The sequence below is a fragment of the Variovorax sp. CCNWLW225 genome, assembly GCF_037204045.1.
In the GTDB taxonomy this organism is placed as follows: domain Bacteria; phylum Pseudomonadota; class Gammaproteobacteria; order Burkholderiales; family Burkholderiaceae_C; genus Variovorax.
On sequence record NZ_JBBCBV010000001.1, the window covers coordinates 468,298 to 489,600 of the forward strand.

23 protein-coding genes and 1 pseudogene are annotated in these 21,303 nt (G+C 59.8%); 6 read left to right on the top strand and 18 right to left on the bottom strand.

Features of this window, described 5'->3' with window-relative positions; all coding sequences use genetic code 11:
• Positions 1-1,198: 1,198 nt before the first annotated feature.
• A complete protein-coding gene (locus V9L20_RS02365) occupies positions 1,199-1,567 on the bottom strand; it encodes a MerR family transcriptional regulator (RefSeq protein WP_337295337.1) in 369 nt (122 codons plus the stop codon).
• Positions 1,568-1,630: 63 nt separating this feature from the next.
• Between V9L20_RS02365 and V9L20_RS02370 the strand changes: the two genes are divergently transcribed.
• Positions 1,631-2,089, top strand: coding sequence for an SRPBCC family protein (locus V9L20_RS02370; protein ID WP_337295338.1), 459 nt, complete (start codon positions 1,631-1,633; stop codon positions 2,087-2,089).
• A 54-nt stretch (positions 2,090-2,143) separates the two neighbouring features.
• On the opposite strand, the pseudogene tnpC reads toward V9L20_RS02370, so the two are convergent.
• The 5 genes and pseudogenes from tnpC to V9L20_RS02395 form a co-directional block, all read right to left on the bottom strand.
• Positions 2,144-3,707, bottom strand: a pseudogene (tnpC, locus tag V9L20_RS02375) (IS66 family transposase).
• Positions 3,708-3,764: 57 nt separating this feature from the next.
• The gene (gene tnpB / locus V9L20_RS02380) at positions 3,765-4,097 is read right to left on the bottom strand and encodes an IS66 family insertion sequence element accessory protein TnpB (RefSeq protein ID WP_337295339.1); all 333 of its coding nucleotides are present in this window, start codon (positions 4,095-4,097) and stop codon (positions 3,765-3,767) included.
• Complete coding sequence (gene tnpA, locus V9L20_RS02385; RefSeq protein WP_337295340.1) at positions 4,094-4,441, bottom strand: IS66-like element accessory protein TnpA; 348 nt, start codon at positions 4,439-4,441, stop codon at positions 4,094-4,096. The genes tnpB and tnpA overlap by 4 nt, the downstream gene beginning before the upstream one ends.
• Positions 4,442-5,205: 764 nt before the next feature.
• On the bottom strand, positions 5,206-5,952 hold the full coding sequence (locus V9L20_RS02390; protein WP_337295341.1) for a hypothetical protein: 747 nt from the start codon (positions 5,950-5,952) through the stop codon (positions 5,206-5,208).
• A 215-nt stretch (positions 5,953-6,167) separates the two neighbouring features.
• Complete coding sequence (locus V9L20_RS02395; RefSeq protein ID WP_337295342.1) at positions 6,168-6,902, bottom strand: hypothetical protein; 735 nt, start codon at positions 6,900-6,902, stop codon at positions 6,168-6,170.
• A gap of 225 nt (positions 6,903-7,127) precedes the next feature.
• Here V9L20_RS02395 and V9L20_RS02400 point away from each other — a divergent pair, with 225 nt between their 5' ends.
• Positions 7,128-8,579: a hypothetical protein gene (locus V9L20_RS02400; RefSeq protein WP_337295343.1), complete on the top strand. Its 1,452-nt coding sequence runs from the start codon at positions 7,128-7,130 to the stop codon at positions 8,577-8,579.
• A 338-nt stretch (positions 8,580-8,917) separates the two neighbouring features.
• A complete protein-coding gene (locus V9L20_RS02405; RefSeq protein ID WP_337295344.1) occupies positions 8,918-9,769 on the top strand; it encodes a hypothetical protein in 852 nt (283 codons plus the stop codon).
• A gap of 187 nt (positions 9,770-9,956) precedes the next feature.
• Here the strand turns inward: V9L20_RS02405 and V9L20_RS02410 are convergent, their stop codons facing one another.
• Positions 9,957-10,157, bottom strand: coding sequence for a hypothetical protein (locus tag V9L20_RS02410; protein WP_337295345.1), 201 nt, complete (start codon positions 10,155-10,157; stop codon positions 9,957-9,959).
• On the opposite strand from V9L20_RS02410, the gene V9L20_RS02415 reads away from it, so the two are divergent.
• Positions 10,156-10,632, top strand: coding sequence for a hypothetical protein (locus tag V9L20_RS02415; protein WP_337295346.1), 477 nt, complete (start codon positions 10,156-10,158; stop codon positions 10,630-10,632). The two genes, V9L20_RS02410 and V9L20_RS02415, sit on opposite strands and share 2 nt — an antisense overlap.
• A 31-nt stretch (positions 10,633-10,663) precedes the next feature.
• The gene (locus tag V9L20_RS02420; protein WP_337295347.1) at positions 10,664-11,071 is read left to right on the top strand and encodes a hypothetical protein; all 408 of its coding nucleotides are present in this window, start codon (positions 10,664-10,666) and stop codon (positions 11,069-11,071) included.
• Between the two features lie 15 nt (positions 11,072-11,086).
• Here V9L20_RS02420 and V9L20_RS02425 read toward each other — a convergent pair whose 3' ends face one another.
• A complete protein-coding gene (locus tag V9L20_RS02425; RefSeq protein WP_337295348.1) occupies positions 11,087-11,305 on the bottom strand; it encodes a hypothetical protein in 219 nt (72 codons plus the stop codon).
• Positions 11,306-11,443: 138 nt separating this feature from the next.
• Here V9L20_RS02425 and V9L20_RS02430 point away from each other — a divergent pair, with 138 nt between their 5' ends.
• The gene (locus V9L20_RS02430) at positions 11,444-11,794 is read left to right on the top strand and encodes a hypothetical protein (RefSeq protein ID WP_337295349.1); all 351 of its coding nucleotides are present in this window, start codon (positions 11,444-11,446) and stop codon (positions 11,792-11,794) included.
• Positions 11,795-11,960: 166 nt separating this feature from the next.
• Here the strand turns inward: V9L20_RS02430 and V9L20_RS02435 are convergent, their stop codons facing one another.
• From V9L20_RS02435 to aroA, 10 genes are all read right to left on the bottom strand, one after another.
• Positions 11,961-12,404, bottom strand: coding sequence for a hypothetical protein (locus V9L20_RS02435; protein ID WP_337295350.1), 444 nt, complete (start codon positions 12,402-12,404; stop codon positions 11,961-11,963).
• 2 nt (positions 12,405-12,406) lie between these two features.
• Complete coding sequence (locus V9L20_RS02440) at positions 12,407-12,718, bottom strand: STAS-like domain-containing protein (RefSeq protein WP_337295351.1); 312 nt, start codon at positions 12,716-12,718, stop codon at positions 12,407-12,409.
• Complete coding sequence (locus V9L20_RS02445) at positions 12,715-13,203, bottom strand: ATP-binding protein (protein ID WP_337295352.1); 489 nt, start codon at positions 13,201-13,203, stop codon at positions 12,715-12,717. The genes V9L20_RS02440 and V9L20_RS02445 overlap by 4 nt, the downstream gene beginning before the upstream one ends.
• Positions 13,204-13,481: 278 nt before the next feature.
• Complete coding sequence (gene arsB / locus V9L20_RS02450; protein ID WP_337295353.1) at positions 13,482-14,594, bottom strand: ACR3 family arsenite efflux transporter; 1,113 nt, start codon at positions 14,592-14,594, stop codon at positions 13,482-13,484.
• Positions 14,595-14,812: 218 nt separating this feature from the next.
• A complete protein-coding gene (locus tag V9L20_RS02455) occupies positions 14,813-15,142 on the bottom strand; it encodes an ArsR/SmtB family transcription factor (protein ID WP_337295354.1) in 330 nt (109 codons plus the stop codon).
• A 38-nt stretch (positions 15,143-15,180) separates the two neighbouring features.
• Positions 15,181-16,035: a transglutaminase-like domain-containing protein gene (locus V9L20_RS02460; protein ID WP_337295355.1), complete on the bottom strand. Its 855-nt coding sequence runs from the start codon at positions 16,033-16,035 to the stop codon at positions 15,181-15,183.
• Between the two features lie 66 nt (positions 16,036-16,101).
• On the bottom strand, positions 16,102-17,112 hold the full coding sequence (locus V9L20_RS02465; RefSeq protein WP_337295356.1) for a permease: 1,011 nt from the start codon (positions 17,110-17,112) through the stop codon (positions 16,102-16,104).
• 208 nt (positions 17,113-17,320) lie between these two features.
• Positions 17,321-18,364 (bottom strand): Ldh family oxidoreductase, encoded by a 1,044-nt coding sequence (locus V9L20_RS02470; RefSeq protein WP_337295357.1) that lies wholly within the window; start codon positions 18,362-18,364, stop codon positions 17,321-17,323.
• Between the two features lie 35 nt (positions 18,365-18,399).
• Positions 18,400-19,914 carry a hypothetical protein gene (locus V9L20_RS02475; protein WP_337295358.1) on the bottom strand — a complete coding sequence of 505 codons (1,515 nt, stop codon included), beginning with the start codon at positions 19,912-19,914 and terminating at the stop codon, positions 18,400-18,402.
• On the bottom strand, positions 19,911-21,266 hold the full coding sequence (gene aroA / locus V9L20_RS02480; protein WP_337295359.1) for a 3-phosphoshikimate 1-carboxyvinyltransferase: 1,356 nt from the start codon (positions 21,264-21,266) through the stop codon (positions 19,911-19,913). Before aroA ends, V9L20_RS02475 begins: the two co-directional genes overlap by 4 nt.
• Positions 21,267-21,303 lie beyond the last annotated feature (37 nt).

The window sequence follows — 21,303 nt, forward strand, 5'->3', positions numbered from 1 at the left end:
CCTCGGCTGCGTTCTGCGATGAGAATCCGCACGTACATCGCTTCCACTGGGCCGAGCGGTGCCTCGATGTGCCACTTTGGTACGTCGAAGTTCTACCGCAGCCTTCCCAAGTAGACGGAAGCCAGCTCTGGAGCCGTTACGTGGCGACTAGGACAATCGACGTGATTTTCATTTTGGGCGAGACGACATGGGAGAGTACAAAGCTTCATGTGGTCCTACCGGCACATATGACAAAGCAGAGCGCCCCGCAGCTTGCAAGATGTCTCGCAATATGGGAATGTAGCGTGAGGGGGAAGGAGCAGTGTCCTGCTTGGCTCTTCGAAACGGACTTCGGAACCTACGTTGATCCTCTGTGCGGGTACACGCCTCACCAAGTTAGGAAAGAATGCCTGCGATGGCATGGCACCCAATCCGCAGACTTGGACGCTCTCACAGCTGTGTGAGAGCAATCGACGAGCTCGCAGCTCGGCCAGGGAACTAGTAGCACCACCTGAAGAAGTAAATGTCTTCCCGATCTGTCTTGCGACTAACCCAAACTCAGGAGTTCAGGGAGCAACTGCGAAAACGATTCAAGATGATCGAAGACGAGCGCGCTCGCACGGCCATGCGAGCAAGTGAGTCGGTCCCTAGCGACGCAGAGCATCTCGCAAAAGGAAAGCGTCAGATTCTCGAGACTCAATCTTCCGAGAAGCGACAGCTCTAGCGAGACTTTGCAGACGCCACTACCCTCCTCTCCATTTCGCCGCCTAAGGTTTTCGCAGATGCTCGGATGAGTTCACATTTCTTCTGTGTCTTTCCCGATCCGGAGAACGAGCAGATCGCGCGCCAATGACCACACCACTCAGATGAGTCATCGCACTGCGCCGCCGTGGCACAGCCTCGCGGTATTGACTTCGATTAGAGCGGATGGAAGTTCGATTGACGAGCTTATCCAAGGCGTCGCTCTACCCGGCTCGTCATTTCACTCGCCACATAAGCTCAGGAGAATCAGCTTCACAATCGACAAACCCCTCTCGCATCGCTGGCCTTCGGCCGACGGCGTCGACGACCTTGATCGCTCTTCTTCTGGCCATGTGGTGTCCGATCATCGTAAGCGGCTAGCGATCCCATCTTGATGGGTAGCCGCTCACCCGCTCCAAGGCTAGACTTCAGGAATCGGCCAATAGCGGGCATTAGCCCCGATGGGCCAGGCTTGATGCTATCGCCGGTCATGACGGCGAGCCCGTTCCTCCAAGCGCGACTGCTCGTGCGCCAACAGACTGCTGACTTCCCGCAATCTGTGAATCTGCTGTTCGACACTTTGCCGCTTCTCAGCCAGCAGGCGGGCACCCGCCATGCAATGGATCCCGCCCGAGCGCAATCCCTTCAGCACCTCGTGAATCTCGTCTAAAGAAAAGCCGAGCGCCTGCATGCTGCGCAGTAGCTTGATTTCTTTTATTAGCGACGAAGGATAGTCGCGATAGTTGTTCGCGCTGCGGGGGATTTTGCCCAGCAAGCCGCGCCGCTCGTAGTACCGGATGGCGTCACGGCCAAGACCAGTTTGCGCTTCGAGTTCCGCGATCTCCATAAAGTTCTTGACTGTGAACTGGGGTTCACACTTTAGCATCACCTTCAATTCAAGGAGATGCCTATGTATTTGCTCGGCAGCACAAGCGTCGTCATCGAACTCCCTAGAGTGAGGGTCTTCGACTACGTGACGAATCTCACAAACTTCGCCCAATGGTTCCCGGCGGTAGTGGAAGTCACGTCACGCGACAACGTTGCACCGGCCACCGTTGGAAAGCAGTACGACGAGATATTTCTCATGCCGCTGCGTGGCCGGCGCTCTGTTGGCATTCGAGTGATTGAAGTCGACCCGCCTTGGAGAATCGTCACGGAGGGTGCCCTTGCGCTGTTGAGGCCGCGCATGGAGATTCAGTTCCAGGATGCCGGGTTGAATGCGTGCAAGGTGCAATGGCGCATGCTAAGCAGAAACAGCGCGCCCATGGCGCGCTGGACGGTTTTGCCCCTCGCTCGACAGTTGATGCAGAAGCGCGCCGATGCGGCAATGCGTCGTCTAAAGAAGATCTTGGAATCCGGACAGGCGTAAGCGCGCGGCGACCCATCTTGACCGCGGGTTGCGGTCGTGTTCCTGAGAGTGCTGTCAGGCTGGCTGCCAGCGATGCGGCAGCAGCTCGCCAATCTGGCTGGTGCGCTGCATGGGCAGGCGTGCCATCACATCGCGCAGGTAGCCATACGGGTCGTGCCCGTTCATGCGCGCCGACTGGATCAAGCTCATGATGGCCGCGGCGCGCTGGCCTGCCCGTAGCGATCCCGCGAACAGCCAATTCGATCGTCCGATGGCGATCGGGCGGATCTGGTTCTCCACCCAGTTGTTGTCCGCCGGCAGATCGCCGTCGTCGATGTAGCGCGTGAGCGCCTGCCAGCGTTTGAGGCTGTAGTCGATTGCCCTGGCCGTGGCCGAACCATCCGGCACCCTCTGCCGTTGCCCGGCGAGCCATTGCTGCAGGGCATCGGCCACCTTGCGCGACCTCTCTTGTCGTATTCGCCTTCGATCCTCAGGCTCAAGCTCGGCGACCTCGCGTTCGACGGCGTAGAGCTCGCCGAAGAACTTCAGCGCCTGCTCGCCGACCGGGCTGCCGTGATTGGCCCAGAGTTCGTGGAACTTGCGCCTTGCGTGCGCCAAGCAGCCCGCCTCGGTGACGTCGAGCTCGAAGCATGCCTTGTAGCCACTGAAGTCGTCGCACACCAGTGTGCCGCGCCAGCCATGCTCGCCCGGCAGCCCGAGGAAGGCGCGCGCATGCTGGCCGCCGCGGCTGTCGGCGAAGTCGAACACCACCGCGCGCAGCGCGCTGTAGCTGGTCGTGCAGTAGCTCCAGAGGTACGCCCGGTGTGTCTTGCCGTTGCCGGGTTTGAGCATCGCCACCGGCGTCTCATCGGCATGCAGCACGCGGTCTTCGAGCATCTCGCGCTTGAGCGCATCGACCAGAGGCTGTAGCTGCACGCCGCACTGCCCGACCCAGCTGGCCAGTGTCGAGCGCGATATGGCGAGGCCCGCGCGACCGAAGATGGCTTCTTGCCTGTACAGCGGCAAGTGGTCCAGGTACTTGCCCACCAGCTGCCCACCAGCACCTGCGAGAGCAGCCCAGCCGTCGGGATGCCCTTGTCGATGATGTGAGGATCGACGGGAACCTGGTGAATGGTCTCGCACTGGGCGCAGGCCCACTTGCCCCGGATGTGGCGCTCGACAGTGAACACGCCGGGACGTAGTCGAGCTTCTCGGCCACATCCTCACCGATGCGCTGGAGGGTGCAGCCGCAGGCACAGGTGGTGCTCTCGGGTTCGTGGCGGATCTCCCGGCGCGGCAAGTGCGCGGGCAGCTTGGGCTGTTGCTTCTCACGCTGCGCAGACGGCACGGTCGCGAGTTGTTCCAGCTCACGCTCCATCGCTGCCAAATCGGCGTCGATGGTCTCTTCCAGCAGGCTCTTCTGCTCGACATTGAAGGCTTCGGACTTGGCGGCGAACTTCAACCGCTTGAGCACGGCCATCTCGTGCGTGAGCTTGTCGATGGAGGCCTGCTTGAACGCGATCTCGTGGTCGCGGCGTGCGATCTCGAGCTTGTCGGCTGCAGCCCCTCTCCTCAGGGAGAGGACCAACTCGCGCAGCTGCTGCGCGTCCAGGTGGTCAAGGTCGGCCGTGTCGATCACGGAAGGTGATGGTGCCCCAGCGTGCGTGTCCACGCATCAGCACATTCGGCAATTGCACTACAGCACGCAGATCACTCCAGCTTCGCCGATCCGCTGCCACGGCAGTCCGAGCACCAGCGCGTCAAACTGGGGAGGGGTCAGGCTGAGGGTGGTGCCGCTGTCCTTGGGCCAGACGAACTTGCCCTGGTGCAGGCGTCGTGCCGACAGCCAGATGCCGATGCCGTCGTGCACCAGGACCTTCATGCGATTCGAACGCCGGTTAGCGAACAGGTAGGCGTGGTGCGGGCGCGCGGCGCCGAAGACACGAACCACGCGCGCCAGTGCCGCTTCGGTGCCTGCGCGCATGTCCAACGGCTCGACGGCCAGCCACAGCGCGTCGACCCGGATCACCTGAGGATCTCGCGCAGCCAGGCGGCGCATTGGCCTGACGCGCTCAACGGCCAGGTCACGTTCACCGCGATCGCGCCTCGGCGAAGCTCAAGGTGGATGTCATCTACGACCGCGGGGCCTGGCGCCAACGTGAGCGAGATGAACTCGGCTTGCGGGTCGCTGGCCTTCGAGGCGGTGCCTCTCGCGTCGACCATGCGGCGCCACTTGTGAACGAGGTTAGCGTTGAGGCCATGGGCCAGCGCCACTTGAGCCACAGACGCCCCGGGCTCTGCGCACGCCGCCAACACTTGCCGCTTCAAATCGGCCGCGTGGCGCCGCCGGCTCACGCGCTTGGAGTCTTCCATAGGTGTCCACCTAAATCCTTGGTGGACACCATCGTCGTAGACACTGGGGCCAAGCTCAAGACGGGATCACCGCGCGCTTACCGATCATCTGCGGAGTGAGCCATCTCTCCTTGCGCTCCTGAGCGGGTTCGCTGGCATGGAAGAGATTGAGTTCGATCCATCGCCCATAAAGATTCAGCTACGCCCATTCAGTCATGACTAGGACAGCTTAGAAACACAAGCCGAGCCGGTCGCAAAAGAGCGGCGATTCCAATAGCCCCTCGGCAGTCGCTGCAAGCGTTACCGATGCGCCTTCGATGCGACGCCTCCGAAGCGCATCCGCTACAAAACTCGAAGCTGTCATTTCTTCGACAAAGCGTCGCAGCACATCCGCCGCTTCGGCGCTTTGCGTCTTCTGCGTTCCCATCCCTGGCGAATCACCGTGAAGCTGGCCGGCAACACGCGAAACCCTGTGAGTGCGGCTGTCTGCCTCGAGCCGCCTCCTCACGCCGACAGCGACCGGTTCTGATCGAGTAAGGTCTGAACTGCGGTGGATGAAGTGGCGCGCACACGATTTCGTTGGCACCAAGTCGGCGGGACAGCAGGGTGATATGGGGGCTTTGCCATGATTACTCCTTGCGAAGGTCCCAAGAAGAGGCGGGGCCACACTGGTCGCGGGTATGCTGCAGCGCAGCAGCATCCTTAAACCGGCCTCGGGCGGCTTTTGCGCTCAGCCCTGGCTGAACTTGGCAGAGGGCGATTACCTCGGGACCGCCCCCGATGCGTTACATGATGACGCGCCCGCGGTCCCCGTAGCCCATCGGCTCCACCTGCAGCGCAGCTAGCGCCTCTAGCAGCGCCTTCCGGCAGCTAAATGAGCTGTCTGACGACTGCATCCAGGCGCCGCGCTCGCGCTCGACCCAGGTGGTACCGAATGCGTCGCCAGCGTGGAATCCGGCGTTATAGGCGCGGACCGTATCGCCCTTGGGATTCACTGCCGCGTGCACGGATAGCTCGTTGAAGCCCGCGTCCGAGACGGACCCACGCGCGGCCATGCCGTTGGGCAGCACGAAGTCGAACACCTCGCCACGGCGCATGTCATCTGGGAAGCGGTTGTCGCCGGGCCGCAGGGTAAACAGCTTCCGCTCCAGGCCAGCGTTCACAGCGCACACCATAAGGTTGCGCCAAGCCTTCCGGCGGGAAGTCTTGTACTCAATCTCGAAGGCCGAGTCGGGCATGGTTGAGACCACGCCTGGCACCGGCGTGATGATGGTCATCTCGAAATCGAACTCGGGGTCGTCCTCGTACCCGAGCTGCTTTAGTCGCTCCACGAAGCGCCGCGTCTGCAGCAATGCGAAAGGGCGGTCTTGCTCGGGCCCGACCATCGCAGCCTGCAAGGCCGCATAGGTGCGAAAGCCCAGACTGTGGGCCAAGGCTTCGCTCAGGTGCGATGACTTGACGTGGGGGAACTCGTCGCGGAGCGACTTCTTGAGCGCGGCGAGAGGTGCCTCGCACAGGGGTGTAGCGGCCATACGGCACTCCAATCTGCGTGGTCGACGTTTCCCGATTACGCATCGACCCGGATTGAAGTCCGTTCGGTGGCGCGAGGTGCTATGTCTGCTTTAACCCGGGAACAGGTTCGGCTCAGACGCCTTGGCGCCAATATTAAGCCATTTCGGCGTGCGCGCCATCCCGGCCGGAGGCGCTAAGGCCGACGATAGAACTCCGGCGCCACAGCTATTGCAAGTCAAGGAAGCTTGTCGCTTGACGGCGAAGCGAAGATCAAAGGAATGCGCAGGGTCGACAATTTGAGCTTGCTGAGGTCTACGGGTTCGATGCGTTTGAAGTGCTCGGCGTAAGTCTTGCCGTCGAAGCCGACGGCCTCAACTCCTGAGTTTGACAGCCACAAAGTCGCCCGCTGAATCGCAGAAATGAAGATGGGCATCACGTCGACGTAGACCTGTCCGTCGGGGAACTGCTGACTGATTCCGGCTTGGGAAATCGCGGCGAAAGAGATGTCCGCTTCCCACATCGCGCGTAGCACGTCCGGCTGCTTCACAGAGCTGTGCCCGAGCCGCTTGTAAAAGTCGTGCAATGGGAGGAAGAACTTCGAGGTCGGCGGCGTCATCCCTTCGTAGCTGGCTAGCAGATATGCCGCACCAGCCTTTGTGCCGATGCCCCCTTCCCCGTGAAGCATGGAATTGCAGCTGACGAAGAGTGCGTGGTCTCGGTGATGGATCGCGTTTCGAAGGTGCACCAGCAGAGCCGTATCCGCGTGCTTGAAGTACTCAAACCCGGAAAGACCCTTCGTCAGGTCATAAAGTCGATGAAAGGCCTCAAGCTTTGCCTCAAAGGCACGGTCATGATTCGCCACGGCCTCTTCTGCGTCGACGTCGAAAAGCTGCTTGAACTTGAGGCTCGACTCAGCATACAGACGCATGCTGTTGGACAGAGCTTCCCAAGCGGATTGGATTGGAGTCATTAAGTTCGTTCGGCGTTGCTTTGCAAGTCTAGTTCCCTCGGGAATCTGCGGACCAAAGTCGACGCCAGGCATGTCTCTGTGGGCGGTACACAGCCTTACCGGGTCCTCGTCAATCGTAAAACGAGTCCGAGTACCTGAACAGCTTCTGTGGCTGCGCGACAATTCATCTGTGCTGAATGAGCGAAAGCCTCGGTGCATGCCCAAGAACTTAAAAGGGAGGACCGGATGATCTACTTCTCCGACGTGTTCGGCATCGCGCAAGACCTGCTCGAGGCTCATGGCGCGTTCAACATTGCGCTGGTCAACGACCTGCCCTTGTTCGTCGACCCGTTTCTGCTATTCGACAGTGAGCGCCCCGAGCTTCGGGAGCTGCATGCCGATATCATCAAGTACCTCGTCTTCGTGCGGGATCGCGCTCAGGCCGACGAACTGACCGAAGGGGCAATCTCGCAGTGGCTGTTCTTTCGAGAGGTCAAGCAAAACTGGCTGGGGTTCAGCCGCCAAGGGAACAGCGGCACCGGCCTTGGCCGGCATTTCGCGGACGCGCTGGCCAGGAACTTCAAGCGGGTGTTCCGAAACTTCGGCGAAGAGACGCTTACGAAGAGCTCCCACTTGGAGAAGCTGGGCCTGCTCAGCGGCGGCGTTGGCCGAGACCACCTGAGCGACTTCACCACGAATCTCATCAAGGGATACTTGCTGAAGTACACGGAAGACTTCGCCATGCAGCACCTGCAGCCCGCCCAGCTGAAGCGCGTGAACGTGGAGCGCGTCAGGTTCAACTACGAGACACGTCGCTGGCAGTCAGGGCTTTTCGTGCTGCCTTGGCATGAAGACGACTACGTCATCCTGACCCCTTGCGACATCCTGACGCGCGACGAGGCCTGGATTAATCAGGGCGACATGCTTAGCCAGTTTATTCAGCTGCGGACATCGTTGCCGGACGAGCATCTGCGTGCGCAAGTCAACGACCACTTCCTCCGGCAAATCAACGAGCACTCGACGCAGGACGAGCGCAAGGCGGCGGCCTTGAAGACCATCGAGCAGTTCACCGAACTGATCGACCACTACATCAAGTGGAAAGAAGAACACGCCTCCGAGGCCCACGTGGTGAGCAGCCGAAAGGTGCAGGAGACGCACAGGCAATTCGTGGACAACATCCGCGAACTGGTGCTGAAGCACCTGGTGGGTACCGAGTTCTACGAGCGCGGCGACTCGTATGAGGAAGCGCTGCAGCGCGTGAAGTACCTGAAACACGTCATTGAGGACAACGACGGATACCGTGTGTTCTACGTGGATGGGCAGCCGGTGAAGCGCGAGAGCGACCTCCACGTCATGTACCGGCTGACTTGGTATGCGACTGTTTACGACGTGAATGCCGAAGTCAATAACGGCCGCGGCCCCGCCGACTACAAGGTGTCCAAGGGGAAGAAGAACGCCAGCTTGGTGGAGTTCAAGCTGGCCAGCAATTCAAGCCTTCGACGCAATCTTGAGAAGCAGGTCGAGGTATACGCCAAGGCCAGCCAAACCACGAAGGCCATCAAGGTCATCCTGTACTTCTCTGAGGCCGAGTTGGAGAAGGTGATGAACGCCCTTCGCGAGCTGAAGCTTCAAGACCGTGAGGACATCGTGCTCATCGATGCGGGGCGTGAGAACAAGACCTCGGCGTCGAAGACTTGAGGCCGGCGATCGTCGGTGGTTCTCGTGCGTGATGTTGGTCCTCAACTGGTTTCCGCCGCGAGCAATTCAACCACGCCGCTAACACTTCATTTCAGCGGGCCGCCTATGGGGGCCGCTGATTTCAAACGCTGGCTGCCAGCTTTCTGATTCCGAATTCAGCGTTAGCCTTGACCGCTTCGGGCAACGAAGCGAAGGTCGCACGCTCTGGGGCGGAGATCGTATTCAGGGGGCAGGCGAGGCGGGCTGAGCTGTCGTAGAGTTCATCTGTGCGCCACGAGGCGTTCATTGTGAACAAAGTGCCGTCGGGTGACAGCGCTGCTAATTAGGCCCGCGAAACAATGACCTTTCTTCGATTCAACCGCCTCTACATCATTGAGTCCCTTGAGCCGCACGAGGTCAAGACTGGTCAGATCCTCTTCGACTACCTTAAACCTATCATCGAGGGGGCCGACTTCACCCTGCCAATGGGCCACTACACAACCGAAAGCGCCCAAGGCTTCAGGGACGTGCTGGCAGAGCTGCTCACGAACTCCCAGCAGGGCCACCTGCCATGGCTGCACATCGAATGTCATGGCTCTGATGAAGGCCTAGAGTTCGCCAATGGCAGCGAAATCGGTTGGCAGGAGCTTTGCAACCTCCTGCGCCCGATCAACCAAGCCTGTCAGTTCCAGCTTTTTGTCGTTCTGTCGTGCTGCCACGGTGCTGGGATCGTGAGCGGTATCGACACCGGTCGCGGCGCACCCTGCCTCGGCTTGATCGGCCCATCGCACGAAGTTCACCCGGCTGAGCTCCTCGGCCACTTCCGCGACTTCTACCGGCAGCTCGTCGAGACGACCGACCTTGGCGCAGCTTTTCGGAGTTGGAGCAGTCGGAGCTTGGAGAAGGGGCAAATGGCGATCGTCACCGCGGAATTCTGGTGGAGGCAGCTGATGTCCGCGTATCTGGGCGAACACGCAACGAGGGACGGAATTGCGAAGACAGCGCGGCGTCAAAGAAAAATTCATGCTGCTCAAGGTGTCGCTACATCCATTGGATCCTTGAGACGCAAGTTCATCCAACGACTTCCCCTTGTCGTCGAGAAACGGTTCAAAGCCTACTTCATGCTTGATGAAGTACCAGATAACGCTGCTCGCTTTGGAGAGACCTTCAAAGCGCTCCAGTCCGAGGTGAAAGAGCGCCTGAACGGTTGACGGCTCCAAGTCGCCCTGTGTAGGCTCGGTGACTGTCCTGTAAGCAACGTCGGTAAGTGCGAATGGACTCAGATCTGCTGCAGCAGATGCAATCAACCGAGGAGCTACTGCAGCGCAGTTTTGAATCTGCCGCCGCGTCATCGCGTGGTTAGGCGCTCCGCAACCTCACGAGCACCGAGATCCCTCACTATCTGACCTCCCCTGGAATCATCACCGGCTCGAGCCATTTGAGCGCCGCCGCCCTCGGCGACAGCGCGCGCAGATGCGCCTCGCGCGCCAGATCGGTGGCCAGTTCCTCGAGCTGCTTAGGATCCACCGTCCGCCAATGGCGCTTGAGCTGCTGCGCGCAATAGTAGATCCACAGATCGGTCGGAATGTCGTCTTCCATGCCGCCATACTACTGTATATTCATACAGGTGTACTGCGAAGTGTTTAGATACCGGTTCGAGGGCCAGGCGCTTTCCACCAAGGAGGCGGTCAAGCACACGCGCCGCATCGGAGAGCTGCTCTACGTGCCGCGCATCCACGACCCGCGCCCGGGGCGCAGCCTGATGATCGCGATGCTGCTGGCCGACGACCAGGAGAGCTACGTGATCCCGCTGCTCAACCGCGCGTCCATGCTCGAGGTGCGGGGCGGTTTCTTCATCGAAGGCACCGAGATCAATCCGCGTGGGCGGGCGCTCAAGAACATCAAGGCCGACATCTACCCGCAGCGCTGGTTCTGTCGCCCGGTGCCGCGGCCTGCCCCGCCCGATGCGAAGGCGGCCCGCCTGGAGGCACAGCGCCACGACGAGATGATTGCGAAGGCGCTGCAGCGCTGGCCATCGCGCCGCGGCGGTTCCAGCCTCGGTGCAACTGCATAGCGCATTTGCGAACTTGCTCAAGGAGATGACCATGGACCAAGCCGAACTCTTCTTCCCGCAGCCGATATCCACGGCACCGGTCGATGTCGCACCGCAGGAGGCCAGCGATGACGACACGCCGTTCCGGTTCGAAGAGGTGGAGCCGGAGCCGCGCGTTGCTTACCTCGTGCGGCTCTCGGACTATCCGCATTCGGCGGCCGATGCGGTGAAGGTGGCGGAACAACGCTTCCGGCGCGAGCTCGACCGGCAACTGGGCCATGAGGTGGTGTCGGCGCTGCGCGCGTTCCAGAACGCGAGCGAGTCAGGCGAAAGCGATCTCACCAAAGACGAGATCGCACTGGCCAAGCGCTGGATCAAGGCCTTCGATGCGGCCAGGACGGCGGGCTTTCGCGATCTGGGCGACACCGACGAGGCCTATTTCGCAGTTCGTGCTGTGTAAGGACGGTCAATCAACTTATGCCGGCTCCTTTGGACGCGCGATCGGACGCACAAGGTAGTCGGCGACCGCGCTCGCGCCGGCAATCCAGGCTTCCATTTCGCTGGAGTGCGCCGTCTGATCGGACGCGAACGGCCGAAAGCTCAACAACCCGGTCGGACCGTCGACCGCACCCAAGAGCGAGAAGCGGAAATCGCCGGGCTCCGACTCGCTCACCATGACAGCCATCTGACCCATCTTGATCTCCCCTGTTGTTGAGGAGACGTTAAGCGGGCGTGGCCGGCAGGAATGTCAACATTCGTCAATCCGCTGGAAATCGTTCACGATGCGGTCGACTTTCGTGAGCCGTACCGTAACCGCTACGATTTCTAACCCATGACCAAAGAGATTGCCCGTCTCCCGCCGGAGAGCTGCGCACAGCTGCTCGAGGTACTGCGCTCATTGGGATGGGAGTTCGAGCACCCGGTCAGCGCCGAGATCACAGGCTGGAGCAATCAAGGCGAGGAAATCATTCTGATCTCACCAGAAGAAGCTGTCGTTTTCGTTTCAGCTGCGGTTGGACACGGGGTCCAACTTTGGGCGGTGCCAGGCAAAGAGCTGTTTCTCAGCTGCGGGGAGATGCTGCAGATCTACTTCGATGGATTTTCTCAGGAGGAAAGCGCATCGCTGCAAGCTGCGTTGCGAGCCCGCGGTTTGAAATTGGACATGAGCAGCGACAGCGGCTAAACACGGATGGCAGTTGCGCTGTACTCTACGAGCGAGGACTTCTAGCGGGAGCTGCTTTGAGTGATGCGAACGGCTCCATGCCGCCAGGAGCGGCCGTCTCCAACAGCCGCCCCGACCGGACCTAGATTCCATGCAGTTGCACAGGTCGAGCCGCAGTGCGAGCCGACTAGTAGTGCTTCATGCGGGCTTCTGAGATACGGTCCTTGAGACGACCGCCCGAAATCAAGATGAAGCGGATTGTCGACTCCGACTCGTCTTCGGATTCGTCGAAGGTGCCGCCGGTGCAAGCTGTTGCGAACTCGATAAACGCACCGCTTAGCTTGTGGTCAGAAAACTTGCCGTAGTCGGTGTGCAGGCGCTGGATAGCATCTTCGAGCCGCCCTTGAAGCGCAACGCAGTAGCTTTTGCTGGAGAGTAGGCCGTCCTTCTCGGCGCCGAGCCGCGTGCGCGCCCGCGAGGCCGAGTCGGAAAGCGCGTCGATGATGGCGTTTATCGTCTCTACCCGTTTAGTCAGGTCCGTCGACTTTGCGGAGTACCGGGACCGCCAGATCGCGATGGCTGCGCCGAGCAGCGCACCGAACGCGCCGCCGATGAGGAAGTTGAGATCCATGCTCAGGCCGCATCCGCGATGTAGGACTCGATCTGGCTGATCCGAAGCGCTGAATTTAGCGAAAGGTCCAAGCGTTTGCGGAGTTGTTCTGGAGTGAACTCGCCGACGCGTACTAAGCCGCCAAACACTTCTTCCGTCCACGATGCTGCCAAGCCGTAGATGTCATTCAAGTCCAGCGTGACGCTGTCGTGCCTACGCAGTGCCGGGACCAGCACGTCATCACGGAATGCCTCGCCAGAGTAGGGGCCGTCTCCGCGGCTGCGACCAGCCGGCAGCCTGGTCCAGTCCTTCAATCGAATGGTCTGGTGGCTCATTGGAAACCGCTCCGACGGCACAAAGCAGTTATTTCGACGCCAGGCGCAGAGGTCCGCATTCCAGTCACCGTTGAGTGGCTGCCCTGGAACCGGACGGTGGTGCCGCGAGAGGACACCTTGGCGTCCTTCACGGCGCCTGTCATGGCGTGCTTTTTTAGGGCAAGAAGTCCCTTGCCACGAAAATGCAGCGGGGATACTCGCTCCACGAACAGTCGCGGCAACTCTTCCCCCGCGATCCCCACACCGCCATCAAAAACTCGAAGCTCCACCACGTCTGCTTCCGGCACTATCTCGACGCGCCACGGCGTGTCGTTGGCGGTGTTTGTGCCGGCGTGCTCGTATATGTTGTAGATGAGCTCTACGAGCAGCTCCCAGGCGGCCTCCGGTAATGCTTCGTTCTCAGCCATTTCCATGACTGTTTGAAGCGCGGCGTGCGCCGGCATCTGATGAGTCGATGTATGAAGAGAAAGAATGGCGACGCGCATGGGCGGCGATTGTGACCCATATACGATCGGTGCGGCTCAACATTTGAGTGAGCTGAGGCCCACTCACAGGCGCTCTTCGCCCTTCGCGTTCCGGAGAGGCTACCGCCACGACTACATGATCGCTTCCGGTCGGCAGGATCGGTCAATCTGCATCTGCAAACAGGCCCGCTGCGGTCTTTCGCATTTCACGACGTGGCTTTGTTTTGTATCGCTTGAGCTTTAAATAGCAGGCTGACTAGGATTTCGTGAAACCGCAGGCGTAGGGTGAAGGCAAGCAATCAATGATGGTCGAGCTTGACGCCGGAACGAGCGAGCGGATTGATTGCTCGAGGTTTAGCACCTCTTTCGTACCAGCCCTGCGACCGGTTGACCACGGCAACCACCAGCAGCATCACCGGCACTTCGATCAGCACGCCCACCACGGTGGCCAGCGCGGCGCCCGACTGGAAACCGAACAGGCTGATGGCCGTGGCCACTGCAAGTTCGAAGAAATTGCTGGCGCCGATCAGCGCCGACGGGCCCGCCACGCAATGCGCCACGCCCAGTTTGCGGTTGAGCAGGTAAGCCAGCCCCGAGTTCAGGAACACCTGGATGAGGATGGGCACCGCGAGCAGCGCAATCACCAGCGGCTGCCGGATGATGGCCTCGCCCTGGAAGGCGAACAGCAGCACCAGCGTGAGCAGCAGCGCCGAGATCGACCACGGCGCGAGCCGTGCCGCCACGGCCTGGAAGTGCGCCGTGCCTTTCTTGAGCAGATGCTTTCGCAGCAGCTGCGCAATGATCACCGGCACCACGATGTACAGGCCGACCGAAGTCAGCAGCGTGTCCCAGGGCACGGTGATCGAAGAGAGCCCGAGCAGCAGCGCAACCACGGGCGCGAAGGCCACCACCATGATCGCGTCGTTGAGCGCCACCTGCGACAGCGTGAAGTACGGGTCGCCCTTGCACAGCTGGCTCCACACGAACACCATCGCCGTGCATGGCGCGGCGGCCAGCAGAATGAGGCCCGCGATGTAGCTGTCGAGCTGCGTCGGCGGAAGCAGCGGCGCGAACACGTGGCGAATGAAAATCCAGCCCAGCAGCGCCATCGAGAAGGGCTTCACCGCCCAGTTGATGAAGAGCGTGACGCCGATGCCGCGCCAATGCGCCTTGACCTGCCCGAGTGCCGCGAAGTCGATCTTCAGCAGCATCGGGATGATCATCACCCAGATCAGCACGCCCACCGGCACGTTGACCTTGGCCACCTCCAGCGAGGCGATGCCGCGGAACACGCCCGGCAGCCACTGGCCCAGCGCAATGCCCACCACGATGCACAGCGCGACCCAGATCGTGAGGTAGCGCTCGAAGAAGCCGATGGGAGAAGAGACTTTGACCGTTTGAGCAGTTGCCATGATTTGCTTGGAAGTTCTTCAACGCGCTGTGAGGGCTGACATTTGACCCCAATCTAAGGTGGAATCGTCAAATCGCTCTCGTACGCTGTCTGTAGCTTCGGGTTCCAGAAATGATGGAGTTCCTCGAACGCACCTGAGCCCTGTCGGACGTTGAGCTACGCGCGCAGCGAACTGCGGGCTCGAACTCTAGCTTGAACGACGGAATGGGCATCCCCCTCTTACTGCATACCCGCTCTATCCTTATCTGGATAGGCACCTTCTTCTATTTCTCTGCAGCAGTGCTTGCTCAGAAACGTCAGGATCGAATTCATCTCCTCTGGTGCCGATCTATAAATGATGTTGCGGCTAGCTCTTTCCTGCGTCACCAGACCAGAGTTCGCGAGTTCTTTCAAATGAAAAGAGAGCGCAGTTGGTGAGACCCGCAACGTTTGCGCCATCGTGCCGGGTGTCATGCCTGCACGGCCTGCCCCCGTCAATGCTCGAAACATCTCAAGCCGGACGGGTTGAGCGAGTGCGGATAGAGCTTTGACAATGTCTACTTCGTTCACGACGCATGCCTCCTCATCTTTCTTGTCACTGCGATCTACTAGGTCGAGGCCTCGCTCAATTCGCTAGACAAGTCCTCTGTCGAACCTCGACGCTCGTAGGAGACCTTGACCGGACAATCCATGGCCGTTCCATCGCTTAACAGCCATCGTGGCGTCGCGAGGTGTGGAACTTCGAAGGTTCCAAAAGGAAGATCAAAGATCAGATCCCAACCTGTGCTCATTGCGAATCGGATTCCGGGCAATGGGTTGAGGGACGACGAAACCTGAATTGCATCCTGGCGCAGGTGGTGGGCAATGTCCCAATCCTCCTGGCGTCCGTCTATGAGTGTGCTGACCCAACAATGCCTACCGCCAATGCTCTTGTTCTTCTCGAAGAAAAATCCGATGTAGTAGGCGTGCGGAATACCAGCGACGCGGAGCAGCCTGATCAGCGCTGCATTGATGTCCAAGCAATTCCCTCTGAGACGATCGCAAGTCAGCGGGAGATCGGTCCGAAAGTCATGGCCGTAGTCGTACTTCTGGCTGATGCAATCCACAATTTTTCGCAGCTTCTCTGCGTCTGTGGCGTTGTTCGGGAGGTCAAGATCAGCGAAGACTTGGCGCGCGTCCGCTTGCGGATCCGTGCTCCTGCCGCTTCGTTCGAAGAAATGCTCTTTGATCATCGATCCCTGCCTCAACTCGATCTCGAATTCGATTGGGGCCGAATAGTTTCCCGACGGCGACGTCGCCAGCACGGCTCCCTGGATCCCTCCGCGCGCGACGAGTTGCTGCGTCTGCCAGTCCTCACTGACCTTGACGCTGCGGTGCCGCTGGTCTCCGGTAGAAGGAGGGGTAGGAAGCAGCAAACCCCAGGACTTTTCGGGAGGACGTTCGTCGGCAAGGCTGACGCTCAACAGGTACTCTCCATGCATGGTTCACCTCCGTCTTTTAAGGTTCTTCTGACACAAAAACCGCAGCGCTCAGCGGACCGCTAGGAAAGCAGCGTATGCGTACGAAACCAAGAAGGAGCCAGAGACAGCCAACGCCATGTACAGCGCAAACCCGCGGGGCTTTACCAGCGCCCACACCGCGACCATCGCAGGAATGCTGGTCACACCTCCCCCGACCAAGAACGCCAGCGCGACAGCTTGGCTCATGCCCAGATCGATCAGACCGCTCACCAAAGGCAGCGCGGCGTAGCCGTTCAAGTAGCTTGGGATGCCGATGGCGATCGCGAGAGGAATAGCGCCACCGCCCTGGCCGAGCCATGCGGTCACCTTGTCCGCCGGCAAATAGGCCGTCATGAGGCTCTCAAGCAGGAAGGCAATCACCATCCACCGAAGAAAAAACCATCCATTCGTCTTCACGCTATCGATGAACAAGCCCTTAGATTCTGCCGACGTCCAGAACTTCCATACGGGCTTGGCCGCAACCGCTTTCTTCGCGCCACAGCACTTCTTGGGGGCCACTGCATTGCGCATCACCTCATTGATCCACTTTGCACGCACGAGCCAATGAGTGACCCCTCCTGCGAAAAGCCCGATTACCACCGCAGCCACGGTCTTGATCACCGCAAATTCAAGCCCCAAGCTCGCCGCAGTCATGACAAACATGGTTGGGTCCATCAGCGGGGAGCTCATCCAGAACGCCATGATCGGCGCAAGCGGCACGCCCGCGATAATCAAGCCGGCGACGATAGGCACAACACCGCAGGAACAGAAGGGAGAGGCTGCACCGATCAGTGCGGCGAAGATAACCATGCGCGTCGGCCTTCCCGTGAACGCCAACGCGATGAGTCGATCGGCTCGGCTCGCACTCACATAGGCCGCCAGACAGATCGAAAGGATCAGCCATGGGGCGATGTTGAGCAGCGCATTGCCCGCGAATTCGAGCGAGGGTGCGAGCTGGTTCGGCTGAATCAGTGCGATCCCGACAACGATCGCAGCAATCGCGAGCAATGGTTTGTCGAGTCGACCCCAGACAGTCGTCACTCGCGTTCCGATTGAAACCGAGGGAGTGGCCGCCAGGACCGGTTTTGGGCAGCAACTCCCGACCGCCGGATTCGAGTGTGAAGCATTGGTTTCCATGATGTCCTCGCTATGTAGATAGTCGAACGTCAGCGTTCGAGGGCTTCCTTGGTCGGAAGGTGGTAGACCAGTTTACATCTAAAAAACTAGATATGTAGTTCTTTTGAGAAAATTAGATCTCCATCTCGTCTTGGCGCTCCTGCAGCAACTGACTGTGCAAAGAGGCATCGATCTGAATACCTCCCGCTGACCGGTTATGTGAGCGCCTCTGCCAACTTTGCTCACCAGCGAAACGCACCCGCTCCCCATCATGTTCGGGCCTCGCATCCCTTACGGCTTCTTGCAGCGAATGCACCAGATCGCGATACGCGGACGCATCCCCAAACCAGCCTGGGTCGATGGCGATGAAGATGGAGTAGTTGTCCGCTCGGCTGCTGCCTCCGACAGGTAGCAAGGCCAGACGAAGCAGTAGCTCCAAGCTGCCCGCCAAGCCGGAAAAGCGATGAGCGTGGCGCTCTCCAGCAACGCCGATAACCCCGTTGAACGTTCCGTTGGCGGCTATGATTTTTTCGAAGGAGCCCGCCTCGGCGCCGTCTGCCCCGTTGAACAGCCGAGCGGGCACCGGCGCGCCTTCCCGGAAAGCCTTCATGATGTCGCCATTGGTTACGGAGCCGACGGAAGAGTCGTAGACGTAGGGCATTTCCCCCGCGCTTGGGAATCCAAAGCTGTGCCCCGTGGTGCCGAAAACGGGCGACGTAGCACCATATGGGGCCACCCGAGAGGGGCTGTGGGAGACCGCGATTCCGATCAGTCCGGATTCGGCAAGCGCTTCCGTGTATTGGCCCATGCATCCCGTTGGATAGCAACCCGACACAGTGACAAAGCTCACGCCACTCTTTGCAGCTGAGTGAATAGCCTCGCTTACTGCCAGATCTGCTGCGCTGTATCCCAATGCGCAATCTCCACTGATATGGATGTGGAAACCATTCTTCGCTATGGATGTGTCCCTGCCTGGAACAATCTTCCCGCTGCGAATCATTTCGAGCAACCAGGGGAGCCGCTCGAATCCGTGGCTCGCTTTGCCAGAGTACTCCGCATACAGCCAGCTATTGAGCGTTGATTCGATCTCCGCGTCGGTGAAACCTTCTCTCTTGAGCGCGGCGCCGGCAGATTCGCGGAGGGTCGACTCCGCCATCCAGATTTTTTCAGTAGCCATTTCAGACCCTTATCGACTTCGGGAGTTTGGATTTTTTACGCTGCTGCCACGGCGCAAGCGCACGACGGCATCTCATGCGCAGGAGCAACACTTTCACCATTGCGCGCTATCAACGATGGATGCATCGAGTCTGGCGAATTCAGACCGAGAAGCGTCAGGAACGTCGGTGCCACAGCTGCGAGCGTTCCCTCCGTGGATAGCCAGGCAGGGCTAGAGCCATCGCTGGGAACGATGATCAGTGGAACGGGCGAATCGGAATGCGAGTTGAATGGCTCACCGGCCGATCCGATCATCGTGTCCGCGTTCCCGTGGTCAGCTGTGATCATGAGTTCCCAACCATGGGATTGGCACAAGCCATAGAGTTCCGTGATCGCCCTGTCGACGTGTCGGGCCGCCATGCATGCAGGTTCCATGAGGCCGAGATGGCCCACCTGATCTAGATTCGCGATATTGATGATGAGTGCGTGAGGCGCATGCTCGGAGAGGATCACGTTCCGAGCCGCAGTGAGAACCTGATCGAGGGACATTTGCGGGTTCTCGGCAAGCTCGGCATCCGGAATAGCCGGGACGCAAATGCTGCGTTCATCCTCGCGCATCGCATGCAGTCCGTTGAAGAAACGCGTCACATGGGGAAATTTGCTGCTCTCTGCAATTCGCGTGTTGCGGACGCCGTGGCTTGCAAGCTCAAATCCAAGCCCGACGCGCAAGGGCGCATTTGGGAAAAAAGCATGGGCATCAGTTGCCCCGCTCCCGATTTCCACAACAGGGTAAACAGGGCAAAACTCGGCAAGAGCGACCGCACTTTGCCGAGCGCGATCGGCCCGGTGAGACAGCAGAAGGACCGGTTCTCCCGCGCAGACGAATGCGGCGCCTCGATGATGCGCTGGGAAGGTACTCTCCGACGCACCGGCGATATGTGAGCGCAGCGCGTCGAAGGTAAAAGCGGGGATGCCTCCTTTTCCCATCAACGCCTCCACGAAGACGCTGGTAATGCCCGCGTCGCCGCTGCGGTCACAGAACCACCTCCGCCCCATGATCAGGCCAACCCGATCGATGCCCTCCTCATCGAAATGACGAAGGAAATCGACGGCAGTTCCGGCAGGCGAATCAACGCCATCAAGGATCAGGTGGACAACCACCTCGGTTCGGGGACACTGCCGTGTTGCCAGTTCCCACGCCTGCTTGATCGTGCGCCAGTGGGCGTGCACTCCTGCTTCTGACAGCAGGCCGACCAGGTGAATCCGCGGGTTTTGCCCCAGAGTCTTCCAGTTCGGGTGCTCTGCCCAACCCCCACTGACGTAGCCATCGTTGATGCGCTGCAAGGAGCTCGGAGGCACGAACCCGGCGCCGATGATGGTGTGGCCCACTTCCGAGTTGCCAACCATTCCGTGCTCCAAGCCCACCGGTGGGCCCGATGCTTCAAGCACCGCATGCCCGAGTCGTCCGAGCAAATTGAATAAGAACGGCATCGTGGACGACGTGACTGCGTTCCCGCTTGTCTCGGTTCGAATGCCCGCGCCATCTACGATCACCAGGGCAGCGCGTTTCACGCCGGCACCTCGCTCGTCTCGACAGACATCACGGCGGCATTGTGATGATTAACGAATCGCGAAAGCTCCCTCCAGAAACTCGGAAAGGACTTTTCTACGCACGCGGGATTCTCGATCCTCACGCCATCATGAATCAACCCGAGAAGGCTGAACGCCATTGCGACGCGGTGATCGTTGTAGGTGCTCACCGTCGCCGAAGCGATCTGACGTGATGGAGTCACCTCGACAAAGTCATCCCCCCCCACTGCCAGCACTCCCAAACGATTCAGCTCCGCGGCAATAGCGTGGATACGATCACACTCCTTGATCTTCAAATTGGCGATGCCGGTGACACGAGTTTCGCTTGTCGCTTGAGATGCCACAACGGCCAGTGTCAACACGGTATCGGGCATGGTGTCCATATCTGCCACAAGTCCCGTGAGCGGTCGGCCGGTAAGTTGCAGACCTTCGGGGCGCCACAAAACCGTGCAGCCCATCTCTTCCAGTAGCGTAGCCAGCCCTGCGTCGCCCTGTTTCGATGTTTGAGCAATACCAGGGATGAGAACTGTCGTCCCAGTGAGTGCAGCTGCACCCAGGAAGTACGACATCGCGCTCGCGTCGACTTCGACATTGATTCTGTCGCTGACCGGTACGCCGGGCTGAACGACGAACTTCTTCAGATCGGAAGTTTCCACCTGAAGGCCGACTTGCCGCATCATGTGGAGAGTCATCTCAACGTACGATTTGGAAACCAAATCACCTTCGACCTCTATCGTTATGGGTCGATCCTGTTGCGCAGCGGCCAGAAGCAGGGAGGTCAAGAACTGGGATGACTTAGCTCCGCTCACGCTCCACTCGGTGGTGCCAATCCGGCCTCCGCTGATCTTCACCGGCAGGCAGCCAGATTGCCCCAGGCAGGTATAGCGAACCCCCATCCCGGTCAGTGCGGTGAGCAAGTCCCCCATCGGCCTCTCGCGAAGACGTGCGTTGCCGTCAATGATCGTGTCGCCCTCTGCAGATACCGCGAAGGCGATCAACAATCTGGCGGGGGTCCCGCCGCCTCCAACATACACGGGTTCGGCCGGAGCTTGAAGTGCTTCACTTGTTCGTTCAACAACAAACCCATCGCTCGTCTTGACGGCGGAGAGACCACCAAAGGAGTTGAGGCAAGCTGCCAACAGATCCGTGTCTTCACAGTGAAGTGCGCCCACGAGCTCGGTTCGTCCGATCCGTTGTGACGCCAAGATGAGCGCGCGGTTCGTATAGGACTTCGACCCCGGGATTGCCGCCACAAAGGGCTTTTTGGACGTGCGCAGTATTTTGAAGGAAGCCAGATCGAGAACTGGCTTTTCGGACTTGGTAACGGTGGTCATGTTTCTCCAATCGATTGGTCACTGCACAAAATGGCTG